At 70.6% G+C, this 17149-nt stretch carries 13 protein-coding genes; 4 read left to right on the top strand and 9 right to left on the bottom strand.

Annotated features, from left to right (window positions below):
* Positions 1-441: 441 nt before the first annotated feature.
* From ACWDX7_RS28095 to thyX, 3 genes are all read right to left on the bottom strand, one after another.
* Complete coding sequence (locus ACWDX7_RS28095) at positions 442-2127, bottom strand: ribonuclease J (protein WP_451492751.1); 1686 nt, start codon at positions 2125-2127, stop codon at positions 442-444.
* Positions 2128-2251: 124 nt separating this feature from the next.
* A complete protein-coding gene (gene dapA / locus ACWDX7_RS28090; RefSeq protein WP_451492752.1) occupies positions 2252-3151 on the bottom strand; it encodes a 4-hydroxy-tetrahydrodipicolinate synthase in 900 nt (299 codons plus the stop codon).
* Between the two features lie 201 nt (positions 3152-3352).
* Entirely contained in the window at positions 3353-4093 is a 741-nt protein-coding gene (gene thyX, locus ACWDX7_RS28085; protein ID WP_451492753.1) for an FAD-dependent thymidylate synthase, read from the bottom strand.
* 238 nt (positions 4094-4331) lie between these two features.
* On the opposite strand from thyX, the gene ACWDX7_RS28080 reads away from it, so the two are divergent.
* Both ACWDX7_RS28080 and ACWDX7_RS28075 read left to right on the top strand, forming a co-directional pair.
* Positions 4332-4571 (top strand): hypothetical protein, encoded by a 240-nt coding sequence (locus ACWDX7_RS28080; RefSeq protein WP_451492754.1) that lies wholly within the window; start codon positions 4332-4334, stop codon positions 4569-4571.
* Positions 4572-4619: 48 nt separating this feature from the next.
* Positions 4620-5180, top strand: a complete 561-nt coding sequence (locus ACWDX7_RS28075) for a PH domain-containing protein (RefSeq protein ID WP_451492755.1) — start codon at positions 4620-4622, stop codon at positions 5178-5180.
* Positions 5181-5267: 87 nt separating this feature from the next.
* Here the strand turns inward: ACWDX7_RS28075 and ACWDX7_RS28070 are convergent, their stop codons facing one another.
* The 6 genes from ACWDX7_RS28070 to eccD all read right to left on the bottom strand — a co-directional run bounded on the left by ACWDX7_RS28070 (position 5268) and on the right by eccD (position 12528).
* Positions 5268-5735 (bottom strand): hypothetical protein, encoded by a 468-nt coding sequence (locus ACWDX7_RS28070; RefSeq protein WP_451492756.1) that lies wholly within the window; start codon positions 5733-5735, stop codon positions 5268-5270.
* A 9-nt stretch (positions 5736-5744) separates the two neighbouring features.
* Positions 5745-6500: a 4-hydroxy-tetrahydrodipicolinate reductase gene (gene dapB / locus ACWDX7_RS28065; RefSeq protein WP_451492757.1), complete on the bottom strand. Its 756-nt coding sequence runs from the start codon at positions 6498-6500 to the stop codon at positions 5745-5747.
* Between the two features lie 88 nt (positions 6501-6588).
* Positions 6589-7968 carry a M16 family metallopeptidase gene (locus ACWDX7_RS28060; protein ID WP_451492758.1) on the bottom strand — a complete coding sequence of 460 codons (1380 nt, stop codon included), beginning with the start codon at positions 7966-7968 and terminating at the stop codon, positions 6589-6591.
* Positions 7965-10187, bottom strand: coding sequence for a polyribonucleotide nucleotidyltransferase (locus ACWDX7_RS28055; protein ID WP_451492788.1), 2223 nt, complete (start codon positions 10185-10187; stop codon positions 7965-7967). The genes ACWDX7_RS28060 and ACWDX7_RS28055 overlap by 4 nt, the downstream gene beginning before the upstream one ends.
* Before the next feature lie 312 nt (positions 10188-10499).
* Positions 10500-10787 (bottom strand): 30S ribosomal protein S15, encoded by a 288-nt coding sequence (rpsO, locus tag ACWDX7_RS28050; RefSeq protein ID WP_030011220.1) that lies wholly within the window; start codon positions 10785-10787, stop codon positions 10500-10502.
* 172 nt (positions 10788-10959) lie between these two features.
* Positions 10960-12528: a type VII secretion integral membrane protein EccD gene (eccD, locus tag ACWDX7_RS28045; RefSeq protein WP_451492759.1), complete on the bottom strand. Its 1569-nt coding sequence runs from the start codon at positions 12526-12528 to the stop codon at positions 10960-10962.
* A 188-nt stretch (positions 12529-12716) separates the two neighbouring features.
* Here eccD and eccCa point away from each other — a divergent pair, with 188 nt between their 5' ends.
* Positions 12717-16706: a type VII secretion protein EccCa gene (gene eccCa / locus ACWDX7_RS28040; RefSeq protein ID WP_451492760.1), complete on the top strand. Its 3990-nt coding sequence runs from the start codon at positions 12717-12719 to the stop codon at positions 16704-16706.
* Positions 16707-16847: 141 nt separating this feature from the next.
* Positions 16848-17093: a DUF397 domain-containing protein gene (locus ACWDX7_RS28035; protein WP_451492761.1), complete on the top strand. Its 246-nt coding sequence runs from the start codon at positions 16848-16850 to the stop codon at positions 17091-17093.
* Positions 17094-17149 lie beyond the last annotated feature (56 nt).

Genomic DNA, 17149 nt, shown 5'->3' with positions numbered 1-17149 from the left:
ACGCTGTTGAGTTCTCAAGGAACGGACGCTTCCTTTGTACTCACCTCAGCACATCGGCTGCGGCTTTCCTCCGGGCTTCGTTCTGTGTTTCCGACTCTATCAGACTCTTTCGTGTCCGATTCCCGGTCGAAGCGGGTTTCGCTTTCCAGGTTCCCGCTTTCGCGTTTCCCTTTCCGGCGATTCCGACTCTATCAGATTCCATTCCGTGCCGTTTCCGGCTGGATTCGAATTCAGATGGCCTGCGGAGGGCCTTTCCCTTTCGGGCGGTTCAGACTTTATCAGGTCTCCCTGGCGTCTTCATGACCCGCCCGCGCCCGCACGACATGTCCGGGCACACGTGTGTGCCGGGAAGCCCTGCGAGGTGAGACGTAAACGTACTGGAGCGGGGCCCCCGGATGCAAATCCGGTTGCCCCGCTCCATGTCGGGCGCTACGGAGGAGGTCAGACCTCGACCACGACCGGGAGGATCATCGGGCGGCGGCGGTAGCCGTCAGAGACCCACTTGCCCATCGTGCGGCGGATCAGCTGCTGGAGCTGGTGCGGCTCGGCCACGCCGTCCGCGCCCGCGCGGGCGATGGCTTCCTCGATCTTCGGCAGGACCGCGGCGAAGGCCGAGTCCTCGATGCCGGAGCCGCGGGCCTGGATGCTGGGGCCGCTGACGACCTTGCCCGTGGTGCTGTCGACCACCACGTAGACCGAGATGATGCCCTCTTCGCCCAGGATGCGGCGGTCCTTGAGGTGGACCTCGGTGACATCGCCGACCGAGAGGCCGTCCACGTAGACGTAGCCGGCCTGGACCTTGCCCGAGATGCGGGCCTTGCCGTCGATGAGGTCGACCACCACGCCGTCCTCGGCGATGACGATGCGGTCCTTCGGGACGCCCGTCATGGCGCCGAGCTCGGCGTTGGCGCGCAGGTGGCGCCATTCGCCGTGGACCGGCATGAGGTTCCGCGGCTTGCAGATGTTGTAGAAGTACAGCAGCTCGCCGGCGGAGGCGTGGCCGGAGACGTGCACCTTGGCATTGCCCTTGTGCACGACGTTGGCACCCCATCGGGTCAGGCCGTTGATCACGCGGTAGACCGCGTTCTCGTTGCCCGGGATCAGGGAGGACGCCAGGATCACGGTGTCACCCGGGACGATCCGGATCTGGTGGTCCCGGTTGGCCATGCGGGACAGGGCCGCCATCGGCTCGCCCTGGGAGCCCGTGCAGACCAGGACGACCTCGTGGGCCGGCAGGTCGTCGAGGGTCTTCACGTCCACGACGAGACCGGCCGGGACCTTCAGGTAGCCGAGGTCGCGGGCGATGCCCATGTTGCGGACCATCGAGCGGCCGACGAAGGCGACCCTGCGGCCGTACTCGTGCGCGGCGTCGAGGATCTGCTGGATGCGGTGCACGTGGCTGGCGAAGCTGGCCACGATGATCCGGCTGTGGGCGTTCGCGAAGACCGTGCGCAGAACGTTCGAGATCTCGCGCTCCGGCGGGACGAAGCCCGGCACCTCGGCGTTGGTCGAGTCGGAGAGGAGGAGGTCGATGCCCTCTTCGCTCAGGCGCGCGAAGGCGTGCAGGTCGGTGAGGCGGTTGTCCAGCGGGAGCTGGTCCATCTTGAAGTCACCCGTGGCGACGACCAGGCCCGCGGGGGTGCGGATGGCGACGGCCAGGGCGTCGGGGATGGAGTGGTTGACCGCGATGAACTCGCAGTCGAACGGTCCGAGGTTCTCGCGCTCGCCCTCCTTCACCTCAAGGGTGTAGGGGCGGATGCGGTGCTCCTGGAGCTTCGCCTCGATGAGGGCCAGCGTCAGCTTGGAGCCGATCAGCGGGATGTCCGGCTTCTCCCGGAGGAGGAAGGGGACGGCGCCGATGTGGTCCTCGTGGCCGTGCGTGAGGACGATGCCGTCGATGTCGTCGAGGCGGTCCCGGATGGACGTGAAGTCCGGCAGGATCAGGTCGATGCCCGGCTGCTCCTCCTCGGGGAAGAGGACGCCGCAGTCGACGATCAGCAGGCGGCCGTCGAACTCGAAGACGGTCATGTTGCGGCCGATCTCACCGAGGCCGCCCAGAGGGGTGACCCGCAGGCCGCCCTTCGGAAGCTTCGGCGGCGGACCGAGTTCAGGATGCGGATGGCTCAAAAGTATCTCCTCACCACGCACGCCACGTACCCCAGGCACGTGGCGTGCATGTCATTCGTGCACCGTCATTCGTGCACTTCAGTTGTCTGTTCTGGTCTTGCTTGTTCAGTTGTGAAGTCTGTTGTCAGAGCTGTACCCCGCCGGCGGCGAGATCGGTCCTGAGCTGGGCCGTCTCTTCGGCGGTCAGCTCGATGAGCGGGAGCCGCAGCGGGCCAGCGGGCAGGCCCCGCAGGTTCAGCGCGCCCTTGGTGGTCATCACGCCCTGGGTGCGGAACATGCCGGTGAAGACGGGGAGCAGCTTCTGGTGGATCTCCGCGGCCTTCTGGACGTCTCCGCCCAGGTGGGCTTCCAGCATGGCGCGCAGTTCGGGGGTGACCACGTGGCCGACGACGGAGACGAAGCCCACCGCGCCCAACGACAGGAGCGGCAGGTTCAGCATGTCGTCGCCCGAGTACCAGGCCAGACCGCTGCGGGCGATGGCCCAGCTCGCGCTGCCGAGGTCGCCCTTGGCGTCCTTGTTGGCCACGATGCGGGGGTGCTCGGCCAGCCGGACCAGCGTCTCGGTGTGGATCGGGACACCACTGCGGCCGGGGATGTCGTAGAGCATGACGGGCAGCCCGGTGGCGTCCGCGATGGCCGTGAAGTGCTGGTAGAGGCCCTCCTGCGGCGGCTTGCTGTAGTACGGCGTCACGGCGAGCAGGCCGTGCGCGCCGGTCCGCTCGGCCTGGCGGGCGAGCTCCAGGGTGTGGCGGGTGTCGTTGGTACCGATGCCGGCGACCACGTGGGCGCGGTCTCCGACGGCTTCGAGCACGGCTCGTACGAGGTCGTTTTTCTCCGCGTCGGTGGTGGTCGGCGACTCGCCGGTGGTGCCGTTGATGACGAGGCCGTCGTTGCCTGCGTCCACCAGGTGGACGGCGAGCCGCTGCGCGCCGTCGAGGTCGAGTGCGCCATCCGCCGTAAACGGCGTGATCATGGCGGTGAGGACCCGCCCGAAGGGGGTCTGCGGAGTCGAGATCGGAGCCATGGGTAACACGCTACTCGCTGCCATACCCGCGGTGTCCCCTCGGGGGACGTCAACAGTGTGTTGGACACCGGCACTGCCTGCTCGGGGGTTCAAGCAGTGCCGGGTCCGTCTGATCAGCCTAGATGAACTTCGCGAAACGCCGCAATACGGACACTTGGGACTCCACTTAGTACATCTGTACGTTCCACGCGCATCTGCCCTTTACGGGGCAACGCGACCGTTGCCGTTGAAGGCCGCGTACGTGAGCGGCATGAGCTGCGCCCAGTGCTGCTCCATCTTCTCGCCGACCATCTCGATCTCCCGCTGCGGGAAGGACGGAACCGCCGCGAGCTCGTGCTGCGTACGCAGGCCGAGGAAGTGCATGAGCGAGCGAGCGTTGCACGTGGCGTACATCGAGGAGAAAAGACCGACCGGCAGGACCGAACGGGCAACCTCGCGGGCGACGCCCGCCGCGAGCATCTCCCGGTAGGCCTCGTAGGCCTCCCGGTAGGCGCTTTCCATGACGCGGCCCGTCAGCTCCTGCTGCGCCTCGGTGCCCTCCACGAAGACGTACTTGCCGGGGCGGCCCTCCTGCACGAGCTTGCGCTCGGCGTCCGGGACGTAGAAGACCGGCTGGAGCTCCCTGTAGCGACCGGATTCCTCGTTGTAGGACCAGCCGACGCGGTGGCGCATGAACTCGCGGAAGACGAAGATCGGCGCGCTGATGAAGAAGGTCATCGAGTTGTGCTCGAAGGGGCTGCCGTGGCGGTCCCGCATCAGATAGTTGATGAGGCCCTTGGAACGCTCCGGGTCCTTGCGCAGTTCCTCAAGGGACTGCTCGCCGGCCGTGGAGACCCGCGCGGCCCACAGCACGTCGGAGTCGCTCGCGGAGTGCTTCACCAGCTCCACCGTGACATCACTGCGGAAGCTGGGTTTCAGATCTGAAGCGGCGGTTTCGCTCACCGGGGTCCTTCCAAACGTGCGTTACCTGGGGCGCGCCCAACTCTACGTCGCCCTCCGCGGCCCACCGCGCAAACCCACTCGGGTCCACAACCACCCGGACGGCCGACGGACGCGATGGCCTTCGGTCGATGTGCCGGATCGCGGCACCGATCGGGCCGTTCGTACGTCTTACCGCGGGAGAGGGCACATCCGCCTGCCACGCCGCCCCAGGGCCCTGATCGTGAGGAGAGTCGCCGCCATGTTCCTCCGGCGCGAACCCGTCCCGTTCGCCTTCGTCGCCGAGGCCGACCATTTCCGCAGTAACGTCACTCCGCCGCCGCGCGAGCGTCTGGGGATCACCCAGATCGCCGCCCGTAGTCTGGTCGGACTGACCGTGGTCGCGGGGCTCGTCGGCTCGCTGCTCTTCGGCATGCCCGCACTGCAGCCGAGCAAGGCACCCGCGAAGTCACAGCAGTCACAGGCGTCCGAGGGGCGGTAGCCTCACGGGCACTGCCCAACCGAACGTGCACGTGAGTGAGGTCCAGCCGTGCCCCTGCCCTTCCTGTCGGCCGACGGCGTCTTCGACGCACATGACGCCGGCGACGAGGTACTGGCCCATGCCGACCACGACCGCTGGCGACGGCCCTACCGACCCGGTCCGTGGCGGGTCGCCATCGCCGCCATACTGCTCCTGCTGTCCGCCTTCATGCTGCTGGCGACGATGATCATCGCCTTCGCGGGCACCTGGGCGGGGGCCGGCGTCTGCCTGGCCGCCGCGCTCTGCGTCGTCGGCGCGGCCGTGCGGATACTGCGCGCGGGCGTCTGGGTGAGCCCTACGGGGCTGCGCCGGGTCGGGCTCCTCGGGACCCGCTCGATCGCATGGAGCGAGATCGACGAGGTCCGTACGGTGCAGCAGCCGGTGCGCTGGCTGGGGCTGCCGAGGACGGTGCAGGGGCAGGCCCTCACGGTGGCCGGACGCGGCGGCGGTGGGCCGTCGGTCCTGATGACCGACCACAACGCCGACTTCCTGTCGCGGCCGGAGGCCTTCGACCGGGCCGCCGACACGGTCGAGGCCTGGGCGGAGGAGCACCGGCCCGTGCCCGCCTGACGGCACGTCGGGTCCCGTACGGGATCGAGCCCGTACGGGGTCAGGCCCCGCGGGGTCCGGCCCGTACGGGACCGGGCCTGTAACGGCTCAGGCCTGTACGGGCCCCTCCGGTACGGGCGCCGCGTCGCGCAGGGCGATCGCCCGCTGCATGGCCTTGCGCGCCCGCGGGGTGTCGCGGGCGTCGTGGTAGGCGACGGCGAGGCGGAACCAGGTGCGCCAGTCCCCCGGCGCGTCCTCAGTCTCGGCCCTGCGGCGCGCGAAGACCTCGTCGGCGGAGTCCCGCAGGATCCGGCCGTAGGCGTCGCGCTCCAGCTCGTCGACGGGAAGTCCGCCCTCGGCCTCCAGCTCGGCTCCGAGCCGGTTGGCCTTGGTGACGAACTGCGTGTTCTTCCACAGGAACCAGACACCGATGACCGGCAGGATCAGCACCGCCACCCCGAAAGTCACGGTGAGCCAGGTGCCCTGGCGGATCAGCATCAGGCCCCGGCTGCCGGCCAGGACGAAGTAGACGACCAGAACGGCGGCCGTGAGGAAGTACGTGATCTTCGCGCGCATGACGTCGAATCAGCCCAGGTCGAGGAAGTTTTCCAGGCCGAAGGTGAGGCCCGGGGTCGTCACGACACGGCGTGCGCCGAGCAGGATGCCCGGCATGAAGCTGCTGTGGTGCAGGGAGTCGTGACGGATGGTCAGGGTTTCGCCCTCGCCGCCGAGGAGCACCTCCTGGTGGGCCAGCAGGCCGCGCAGGCGGACGGCGTGCACCGGGACGCCGTCGACGTCCGCGCCGCGCGCGCCGTCGAGGGCCGTCGTGGTGGCGTCGGGCTGCGGGGCGCAGCCGGCCTCGGCGCGCGCGGCCGCGATGAGCTGCGCCGTACGGGTCGCCGTGCCGGAGGGCGCGTCCACCTTGCCGGGGTGGTGCAGCTCGATGACCTCGACTGACTCGAAGTAGCGGGCCGCCTGTGCGGCGAACTTCATGGTGAGCACGGCGCCGATGGAGAAGTTCGGGGCGATGAGCACACCCGTCTCCGGGGAGCCCTCCAGCCACGTGTTCAGCTGGGCGAGGCGGTCCTCGGTCCAGCCGGTGGTGCCGACGACGGCGTGGATGCCGTGCCGGACGCAGAAGTCGAGGTTGCCCATGACGGAGGCGGGGGTGGTCAGCTCGACGGCGACCTGGGCGCCGGTCTCGGCCAGCGTCTCCAGCTTGTCGCCGCGGGTGAGGGCGGCGACCAGTTCCATGTCGTCGGCGGCCTCGACGGCCCGGACGGCTTCGGCGCCGATGCGCCCCTGGGCACCGAGGACCGCGACCCGCAGCTTGCTGCTCATACTCGTGCTTCCTTCGCTTCCTGTCGTACGGGGCCTGTCGTACGGACCGGACGCCGGCCCCAGCCGGCGTCCGGTCGCGTGCTTCGCGTCAGGCCACGGCTTCGTCGAGGCGGGCGGCCTGCTTTTCCTTCAGCGGGCCTATCACCGCGAGCGAGGGCCGCTGGGTCAGTACATCCTGTGCGACCGAGCGGACCTCCTCCGGGGTCACGGCGGAGATGCGGCCCAGCATCTCGTCCACCGACATCTGGTCGCCCCAGCACAGTTCGCTCTTGCCGATGCGGTTCATGATCGCGCCGGTGTCTTCGAGGCCGAGGACGGTGGAGCCGGAGAGCTGGCCGATGGCCCGCCTGATCTCCTCGTCGCTGAGCCCGTCCGCCGCGACCTTGTCCAGTTCGTCGCGGCAGATCCGCAGCACGTCGTGGACCTGGCTGGGCCGGCAGCCCGCGTACACGCCGAAGAGGCCGGTGTCGGCGAAGGCCGAGGTGTACGAGTACACGCTGTAGGCCAGGCCGCGCTTCTCGCGGACCTCCTGGAAGAGGCGGGAGGACATGCCGCCGCCGAGGGCGGTGTTCAGTACGCCCATCGCCCAGCGGCGCTCGTCGGTGCGGGCGAGGCCGGGCATGCCGAGGACCACGTGGGCCTGTTCGGTCTTGCGGGTCACCAGGTCGACGCGGCCGGCGGTGCGGACGCGCTTGGTGCCGGTGCGCGGGCCGACCGGCTCGGCGTCGGTGCGGCCGAGGGCGCCGGCCTTCTCGAAGGCCGCGCGGACCTGGCGTACGACCTTGTTGTGGTCGACGTTGCCCGCGGCGGCCACCACCAGGTGGGTCGGGTCGTAGTGCTTCTTGTAGAAGCGCCGGATCCGCTCGGAGCCCAGTGCGTTGATCGTGTCCACGGTGCCGAGGACGGGACGCCCCAGCGGGGTGTCGCCGAACATGGTCTGCGCGAACAGGTCGTGCACGCAGTCGCCCGGGTCGTCCTCGGTCATCGCGATCTCTTCGAGGATGACGCCGCGCTCGGCGTCGACGTCCTCCTCGCGGATCAGCGAGCCGGTGAGCATGTCGCAGACGATGTCGATCGCCAGCGGCAGGTCGGTGTCGAGCACCCGCGCGTAGTAGCAGGTGTACTCCTTCGCCGTGAAGGCGTTCATCTCCCCGCCGACGGCGTCTATCGCGGAGGAGATGTCGAGGGCACTGCGCTTCTCGGTGCCCTTGAAGAGGAGGTGCTCCAGGTAGTGCGTGGCACCGTTGAGCGTCGGCGTCTCGTCACGCGAGCCCACGTGCGCCCAGATGCCGAAGGTGGCGGAGCGGACGGAGGGCAGCGTCTCGGTGACGATGCGCAGTCCGCCGGGGAGGACCGTGCGCCGGACGGTGCCGATGCCGTTCTGCCCCTTGAGGAGGGTTTGGGTACGGGCGACGGCCCGCCCCTCGGAAGAGGGGCGGGCCGTCACACGGGAACTACGCGACGTCACTTGTCGGAGTCGTCCTTGTCGGTCTCAGCGTCGGCGGTCTCGCCCTCGATCACGGGGACCAGGGAGAGCTTGCCGCGGGAGTCGATCTCGGCGATCTCGACCTGCACCTTGGTGCCGACCGCGACCACGTCCTCGACGTTCTCCACGCGCTTGCCACCGGCGAGCTTGCGGATCTGCGAGATGTGCAGCAGACCGTCCTTGCCCGGCATGAGGGAGACGAAGGCACCGAAGGTGGTGGTCTTGACGACCGTACCCAGGTAGCGCTCGCCGACCTCCGGCATGGTCGGGTTGGCGATCTGGTTGATCGTGGCGCGGGCGGCCTCGGCGGCCGGACCGTCGGCGGCACCGATGTAGATGGTGCCGTCGTCCTCGATCGTGATCTCGGCGCCGGTGTCCTCCTGGATCTGGTTGATCATCTTGCCCTTGGGGCCGATGACCTCGCCGATCTTGTCCACGGGGATCTTGACGGTGATGATCCGCGGGGCGTTGGGGGACATCTCGTCCGGCGTGTCGATCGCTTCCATCATCACGTCGAGGATGTGGAGGCGGGCGTCGCGGGCCTGCTTGAGGGCCGCGGCCAGGACGGAGGCCGGGATGCCGTCCAGCTTGGTGTCGAGCTGGAGGGCGGTCACGAACTCCTTGGTGCCGGCGACCTTGAAGTCCATGTCGCCGAAGGCGTCCTCCGCACCGAGGATGTCGGTGAGGGCGACGTAGTGCGTCTTGCCGTCGATCTCCTGGGAGATCAGACCCATGGCGATACCGGCGACGGGGGCCTTGAGGGGCACACCGGCGTTCAGCAGCGACATGGTGGAGGCACAGACCGAGCCCATGGACGTCGAACCGTTGGAGCCGAGGGCCTCGGACACCTGGCGGATCGCGTACGGGAACTCCTCGCGGGTCGGGAGGACCGGCACGATCGCACGCTCGGCGAGCGCGCCGTGGCCGATCTCGCGGCGCTTGGGCGAGCCCACGCGGCCGGTCTCACCGACGGAGTACGGCGGGAAGTTGTAGTTGTGCATGTAGCGCTTGCGGGTCACCGGGGAGAGGGTGTCCAGCTGCTGCTCCATGCGGAGCATGTTCAGGGTGGTGACGCCCAGGATCTGGGTCTCGCCACGCTCGAACAGCGCCGAGCCGTGCACGCGCGGGATGGCCTCGACCTCGGCGGCGAGGGTACGGATGTCCGTGATCCCGCGGCCGTCGATGCGGACCTTGTCCTTGATGACGCGCTCGCGCACCAGGGCCTTGGTCAGGCTGCGGTAGGCGGCGGAGATCTCCTTCTCGCGGCCCTCGAAGGCCGGCAGGAGCTTCTCGGCGGCAAGCTCCTTGACGCGGTCCAGCTCGGTCTCGCGGTCCTGCTTGCCCGCGATGGTCAGCGCCTGGGAGAGCTCGCCCTTGACGGCGGCCGCGAGGGCCTCGTACACGTCGTCCTGGTAGTCCAGGAAGACCGGGAACTCGCCCTCGGGCTTCGCGGCCTTGGCGGCCAGGTCGGCCTGGGCCTTGCAGAGGACCTTGATGAAGGGCTTCGCGGCGTCGAGACCGGCGGCGACGACCTCCTCGGTCGGCGCCTCGGCGCCGTCCTTGACGAGGGCGATGGTCTTCTCGGTGGCCTCGGCCTCGACCATCATGATCGCGACGTCGCCGTCGTCCAGGACGCGGCCCGCGACGACCATGTCGAAGACGGCGTCCTCAAGCTCGGTGTGCGTCGGGAAGGCCACCCACTGGCCGCGGATCAGCGCGACGCGAACGCCGCCGATCGGGCCGGAGAAGGGCAGGCCGGCCAGCTGGGTGGACGCGGACGCGGCGTTGATCGCGACGACGTCGTACAGGTGGTCCGGGTTGAGCGCCATGATCGTGGCGACGACCTGGATCTCGTTGCGCAGGCCCTTCTTGAAGGACGGGCGCAGCGGGCGGTCGATCAGGCGGCAGGTGAGGATCGCGTCCTCGGAGGGCCGGCCCTCGCGGCGGAAGAAGGAGCCGGGGATCTTGCCGGCGGCGTACTGCCGCTCCTCGACGTCCACCGTGAGGGGGAAGAAGTCGAGCTGGTCCTTGGGCTTCTTCGACGCGGTGGTGGCGGACAGCACCATCGTGTCGTCGTCCAGGTAGGCAACGGCGGAGCCGGCGGCCTGGCGGGCCAGACGGCCCGTCTCGAAGCGGATGGTGCGGGTGCCGAAGGAACCGTTGTCAATGACGGCCTCGGCGTAGTGGGTCTCGTTCTCCACTAGCGTTTTCTCCATTTTCGTCGTCTCCGTCCGCCGCCCGTATGGCGGTGGACGGTTGCGGAGAAGCGCTCCCGGCGTGCGGGCCGGTCTTCGATCGAAGCACCCGGTTCGGTGCCCGCGGGGGCATTCCGGGTGCCACTACCGAGGACCGGCGGCGTAGGGAGGGCGCTCCTCCTCTTCAGTTGTGCACGTCTTCCTCAGAGGGAGGACGGGCACGTGCGTCCGTTCCAGACTACAAAGGGTCCGGTCCGTCCCGCACGTACAGCAAAGGGAGCGGCCCCCTCAGGCGGGAACCGCTCCCTTCACGGCGTGTTACTTGGCGCCGGCCGCACCGCGGCGGATGCCGAGGCGCTCGACCAGCGTACGGAAGCGCTGGATGTCCTTCTTGGCCAGGTACTGCAGCAGGCGGCGACGCTGGCCGACCAGGATCAGCAGACCACGACGGGAGTGGTGGTCGTGCTTGTGCGTCTTGAGGTGCTCGGTCAGGTCCGAGATCCGGCGGGAGAGCATCGCGACCTGAACCTCGGGGGAGCCGGTGTCGCCCTCCTTGGCACCGAACTCGGTGATGATCTGCTTCTTCGTAGCGGCGTCGAGCGGCACGCGTACTCCTCGTGTTAGGTCTACATAGCCACCGAGTGCCCCAGGTCTGTGTCTCTGGGGAGCTTCCGTAACTCGGGAGGCGGGGTCCGCTGAGCGCAGCCCCCAGAGGACTCCGGGAGCGCGTACACAAACGGCCGTCACACAGCGTACCAGGCTGCCGCTCGGCCAGGTCTCAGCTGGTGAGAGCGCGGGCCCGGGAGTAGACGTCGAGCACGGCCAGGGTGAGCGGCACCAGGCTGAGCAGCACCGCGGCCTCGGTGAGGTCGAGCGAGCGCCCCCAGAAGGGTGACAGGCCCTTGCGGGGAATGACCAGCGCGATGGTGGCGAGGAGGGCGGCGCCGGCGATGACCGCGGCGGACAACCACATCGTACGCAGGTCCGGGTCGCCGCGGTCGTGGCCCGTGACGAGCGCCTCGACGAGGTGCGGCGGCGGGCGCAGCGCCAGGCCGAGGATCAGCAGGCCGACGGCGGCGAGGCCGGCGACGAGGGCGCACACCACCTGCGAGGTGTAGCGGAAGAGGCGGGCGCGCAGCAGCATGGCGAGGCCGGTGGCCAGGGCGAGCAGCCGGCCCCAGGTGTCGTCGCTGAAGCCGAGGACGGCGGCGGCCCCGACGCAGACGGCGGCGCAGCCGCCGACGAGGCCGAGGAGCATCTCGTGGCCGCGGCGGGCCTGGGCCGCGATCTGCTCGGCGTCGAGCGGGGCGTCCTGCTCGTGGGGGTCGGTGCCGGACGGGTCGCCGTACGGGTCGCTCTCGTAGCGGTCCGGGGTCTGCGGGTACTCGGTGTACTGGGTGGCGCTGCGGGGGGCGGCGTAGCCGATGGGCAGCCGGGCGAACCGCGCGGAGAGGCCCGGCAGGAAGGCGACGAGCCCGATCGCGACGGGGGCGCAGACGGCTGCGGTCGCGGTCGCGGAGGCCTCGGCGGTGATGGCCGCGAAGGCGGCCAGGGTTCCGGTGGCGGCGACGAAGGTGGCCGCGACGAAGGGGGCGTCGCCGCTGGGGGTGAGCGCGACCAGGGCGGCGGAGGCGACCAGCACGCACACGCAGCCGAACAGGAACTGGAGGCGGCCGGGGCCCTGCCCCGCGGCGGGGGCGATGATGCCGGAGCCCGCGATCAGCAGGTGCGGGAGGGCGCCGAGGCCGAGCGCCACGGCGGAACCGCGGTCCCGGTAGACCCGGGCTCGCACCCCCGCCACGGCGGTGAGCAGGACGCCCACGGCCCCGGCGATGATGCCGGGCAGGCCGTGCGTCTCGTGGCGGACCGGGTCGGCGTACCAGAGGACGAGGCCCAGCAGGAGGAGGAGCAGCGCGGCGCCGGCGAGGCCCGCGCCGCGCAGCATGTCGTCGCTCCAGCGGTGCCGGTCGCGGACGACGGCGGAGGCGACGGCGTCGGAGACGTCGTCGAAGACGGCGGGCGGCAGCGACTGCGCGAACGGGCGCAGGCTGAGCACCTCGCCGTCGAGGACCCGCTGGGCGGCGAGGGTGCGGGCGCCGTCCAGGACGGCGCCGGAGCGGCGTACGAGGTGGAAGCCGGTGGGGGCGCCGACGGGCTGGGTCTGCCCGGTCAGGCGCAGCAGTTCCGGGTAGACGTCGGCGACGGCGATGTCCTCGGGCAGAGCGACGTCGATGCGGCTGTCGGGAGCCACGACGGTGACCCTGCGGAAGCCCGTCGTTGCGGCCGTACTCACCTGCGTGACCCCCTGCTTGGTTCCCGCGCCGGCGGACGGTTCGCGGATGCGCATGCTGCGCGCGTCACCCTACAGGGGGCGCCTCCCGGGCGGTGGGCGGCGCGATGTGACGGACTGTCGGCACGTAGGATCACCTCCCCGGCCGACGCCGGCGGGTACCCCGGGCGGCGCAGTCCCCTGAACGCCCGGGACGCGGGGCGTCGGTCGCGACGCCCATCCGCCTTCGAGGGATTGGTGCTCCGGTGAGCCAGATCGTCGTCAAACGCCCGCCGCGGTCGCTGCCGCCCGAAGTGCCTTCGGAGGAGCTGCGGCTGGAGGCTCCGCCGGAGCTTCCGCGGGGGCAGCAGGAGGGCATGCTGATACAGCTCCTGCCGATGCTCGGGATGGGCTCCTCGGTCGTCTTCTTCTTCATGCCGGGTGCGGCGGCCTTCATGCGCGTCATGGGCGTGCTGATGCTGGTGTCCACGGTGGCCATGGTCATCGCCCAGCTGGTGCGGCACCGGCGCGGTACGCAGGGGCAAATGGCCGATGTGCGCCGGGACTACCTCAAGTACCTCGCGCAGACCCGCCGTCAGGTCCGCCGGACTGCGCGGGCGCAGCGCGACGCGCAGCTGTACCTGCACCCCGCTCCGGAGCAGTTGTGGTCGGTGGTGGCGGAGGGCTCGCGCCTGTGGGAGCGGCGGGTCGGCGACCGGGACTTCGGGCAGACCCGGCTGGGGCTGGGCTCGCAGCGCCTCGCGACCGCGCTGGTGGCCCCCGAAACGGCGCCGGTGGACGAGTTGGAGCCGTTGACGGCGGGCGCCATGCAGCGCTTCCTGAAGGTGCACTCCTCGCTGGACGGGCTGCCGATGGCGGTGTCGCTGCGGGCGTTCTACCACGTGACGGTCTCCGGTGAGCCGGAAGCGGCGCGCGGGACGGCGCGGGCCCTGGTGGCGCAGCTGGTGACGCTGCACTCCCCGGAGGACCTGGTGGTGGCCGTGGTGGCCTCGCCCGGCGCGCTGCCCTCGTGGGACTGGACGAAGTGGCTGCCGCACACCCAGCTGCCGGGGCAGCTCGACGGGGCCGGTACGAAGCGGCTGTTCAGTGACGACCTCGCCGAGCTGGAGGTGCTGCTGGCGCCCCGGCTGGAGGGGCGGCCGCGGTTCAGCCGGGAGGTGTCCCCGGTGCTGGACCAGCCGCACCTGGTGGTCGTCCTGGACGGCGGGATGGTGCCGGCGGATTCGGCTTTGGCGGCGGCCGAGGGGCTGCAGGGCGTGACCATCGTCGAGGTGGTGGCGGGTGAGTTGGAGCAGTCCCCCCGCTTGGCCGGGGAGGCCCCCGCGCGCGGATCGCTGTCGGTCGTGGTGCGCCCGGGCCGGCTGCGCCTGGAGTCGGGCGGGGGCGGCGCGTACGAGGGCACGCCGGACACCCTGTCGCTGCCCGCGGCCGAGGCGCTGGCCCGGCAGCTGGCGCCGCTGCGCACCGGCGGCGGGGACGACGACGAGCCGCTGCTGGCCAACCTGGACTTCACGGACCTGCTGAACCTGGGGGACGCTGCGGCGGTCGACGTGGCCCGGACCTGGCGGCCGCGGTCGGCCGGTGAGCGGCTGCGCGTGCCGATCGGGGTCGGCGAGGACGGTGCTCCGGTCATGCTGGACCTCAAGGAGGCGGCGCAGGAGGGCATGGGCCCGCACGGCCTGTGCGTGGGGGCGACCGGCTCCGGCAAGTCGGAACTATTGCGCACGCTGGTCCTGGGTCTCGCGGTCACCCACACCTCGGAGACGCTGAACTTCGTACTCGCCGACTTCAAGGGCGGTGCGACCTTCACCGGAATGGGCCGCATGCCGCACGTGGCCGCCGTCATCACCAACCTGGCGGACGACCTCACGCTCGTGGACCGCATGGGCGACTCGATCCGCGGCGAACTGCAGCGCCGCCAGGAGCTGCTGCGCTCTGCGGGCAACTACGCGAACATCCACGACTACGAGAAGGCCCGCGCGGCGGGCGCTGCGCTGGAGCCGCTGGCCTCGCTGGTGCTGGTCATCGACGAGTTCAGCGAACTGCTGACGGCGAAGCCGGACTTCATCGACATGTTCATCCAGATCGGCCGCATCGGCCGGTCGCTGGGTGTGCACCTGCTGCTGGCCTCGCAGCGGCTGGAGGAGGGCAAGCTGCGCGGGCTGGACACGTACCTGTCGTACCGGATCGGTCTGCGGACCTTCTCGGCGGCGGAGTCGCGGACCGCGATCGGTGTGCCGGACGCCTACCACCTGCCGTCGGTGCCCGGTTCGGGCTATCTGAAGTTCGGTACGGACGAGATGACCCGCTTCAAGGCGGCGTACGTCTCGGGTGCTCACCGCTCGGGCGGACCGGACCTGTCCGTGGGCCTCTTCCCGGTGGAACGGCGGCCCGTGCTGTTCACGGCGCATCCGGTGCCGGTGGTGTACGCGGCCCCCGATCCGGCGCAGTTGGCGGCCGAGACGGCGCGGGAGGACGACGCGCTCGCGGACACGGTGCTGGACGTGATCGTGAGCCGGCTGGAGGGGCAGGGCGTGCCGGCGCACCAGGTGTGGCTGCCGCCGCTGGACCAGGCGCCGCCGCTGGACCAGCTGCTGCCGGCGCTGGCGCCTTCGGCGGAGCGCGGACTGCACGCCGAGGGGTACACGCGGCCCGGTGGGCTGGTCGTACCGCTCGGCCTCATCGACAAGCCGTTCGAGCAGCGGCGCGAGGTGCTGTACCGCGACTTCTCGGGGGCGGCGGGCCACATGATGGTGGTCGGCGGTCCGCAGTCGGGCAAGTCGACGCTGATGCGGACGCTGATCTGCGCTTTCGCCCTCACGCACACCCCGCGCGAGGCGCAGTTCTACGGGCTGGACTTCGGCGGTGGCAGCCTGTCCTCGGTGGCCGAGCTGCCGCACGTGGGCGGTATCGCCTCGCGGCTGGACCCGGAGCGGGTGCGGCGCACGGTCGCGGAGGTGGCCGGCATCCTGGGCCGCCGTGAGGAGTTCTTCCGCGCGAACGGCATCGACTCCATCGGCACCTACCGGCGCCGGCGGGCCGCAGGCGAGCTGCCCGGCGAGCCGTGGGGAGACGTCTTCCTCGTCGTCGACGGCTGGGGCGGCTTCCGGAGCGAGTACGACGGCCTGGACGAGATCGTCACGGACATCGCCGCCCGCGGTCTGGGCTACGGCATCCACCTGGTGATCACCGCGGCGCGCTACATGGAGGTACGGTCCGCGCTCAAGGACCAGCTGCTGAACCGGCTGGAGCTGCGGCTCGGCGATGTCATGGACTCCGAATTCGACCGGAAGGTCGCGGCGAACGTACCCCAGGGCATGCCCGGCCGCGGTCAGGTGGCGGAGAAGCTGCACTTCCTCGGCGCGCTGCCGCGGATCGACGGCTCGCACGACGCGGCCACGGTGTCGGAGGGCACGGCGGCCTTCGTGGCGGCGGTGAAGCAGAACTGGGCGGGCGCCCCGGCTCCCGGCGTACGGCTGCTGCCGCGGCTGCTCCACGCCGATCAGCTGCCCAAGGGCGGGGAACATCCCGACCTCGGGATCGCGATCGGCATCGGCGAGACGGATCTGGAGCCGGTCTTCGTCGACTTCGAGTCCGACCCCTTCCTCCTCGTCTTCGGCGAGAGCGAGTCGGGCAAGACGAACCTGCTGCGGCTCATCGCCCGGCAGATCGCGGACCGCTACTCCCCCGAACAGGCGCGCATCGTCGTGGGCGACTACCGGCGCGGCCTGCTCGGGGCGCTGCCGGAGGAGCACCTGCTGGAGTACGCGCCGATGGCCGGCTCCCTGCAGATGCACATGGAGGCGCTGGCCGGGGTGTTCTCGCGGCGCCAGCCGCCGGATGACGTCACCCCGCAGCAGTTGCGCGACCGCAGCTGGTGGACCGGCCCGGACGTGTTCATCGTCATCGACGACTTCGACCTGGTGGCCACGAGCCAGGGCAATCCGCTGGCGCCCCTGGTGGAGTTCCTGCCCTTCGCCCGGGACACGGGCGTCCGTTTCATCATCGCCCGCAGCTCCGCGGGGGCCTCGCGCTCGCTGTACGAACCGTTCATGCAGCGGATCAAGGAGCTGGGCGCGCAGGGCATCGTCCTGTCCGGCGACCCGTCCGAGGGCGACCTCGTCGGCACCGCGCGACCGCGTCCGATGCCGCCGGGCCGGGGCTACTTCGTCTCGCGCAAGCGGGGTACGTCACTGGTGCAGCTGGGCCGGGTACCGGCGGCGCCCGGGATGTGAGCACCGCCGTGGGGTCCCCGCTTGCCGGGGGCCGCCCACTGCGCACGCTTCGGGCGAAAACCCGCCCCCGGGCGGGCCGCCACCACCGATAATCGGCAGCGGATACCGTGCAACACCGCGCCACCGAGGGAAAGGCCGCACATGGGCACCCAGCAGGAGAAGGACGAGCTGTACGCGCTGGACATCAGCGGCGTCGAGTGGGAGGGGCCTCCCGGGAGCAGCCCGGACGAGGAGCGGGTCGAGATCGCGCGGCTGCCCGAGGGCGCCGTGGCCATGCGCTCCTCCCTGGACCGGGACACCGTGCTGCGGTACACCGCGGCCGAGTGGGAGGCCTTCGTACTGGGGGCCAGGGACGGCGAGTTCGACCTGGACCGGCACCATCCCTGACGGCTTCCGGGCGTGGGGGGGGGGGGGGGGGGGCGCGGGGGGCGGCGGGGGGGGAG

The organism is Streptomyces sp. NPDC003034 (assembly GCF_053591375.1).
This window is presented reverse-complemented; position numbering and strand designations above follow the sequence as displayed.

What these genes read in the sequence shown, in the direction of transcription:
- eccD (WP_451492759.1), bottom strand. Translation starts at nt 12,528, where the DNA reads ATGCGCATCCGCGAACCGTCCGCCGGCGCGGGAACCAAGCAGGGGGTC.
- dapA (WP_451492752.1), bottom strand. Translation starts at nt 3,151, where the DNA reads ATGGCTCCGATCTCGACTCCGCAGACCCCCTTCGGGCGGGTCCTCACC.
- ACWDX7_RS28080 (WP_451492754.1), top strand. Translation starts at nt 4,332, where the DNA reads ATGTTCCTCCGGCGCGAACCCGTCCCGTTCGCCTTCGTCGCCGAGGCC.
- ACWDX7_RS28070 (WP_451492756.1), bottom strand. Translation starts at nt 5,735, where the DNA reads ATGCGCGCGAAGATCACGTACTTCCTCACGGCCGCCGTTCTGGTCGTC.
- ACWDX7_RS28035 (WP_451492761.1), top strand. Translation starts at nt 16,848, where the DNA reads ATGGGCACCCAGCAGGAGAAGGACGAGCTGTACGCGCTGGACATCAGC.
- dapB (WP_451492757.1), bottom strand. Translation starts at nt 6,500, where the DNA reads ATGAGCAGCAAGCTGCGGGTCGCGGTCCTCGGTGCCCAGGGGCGCATC.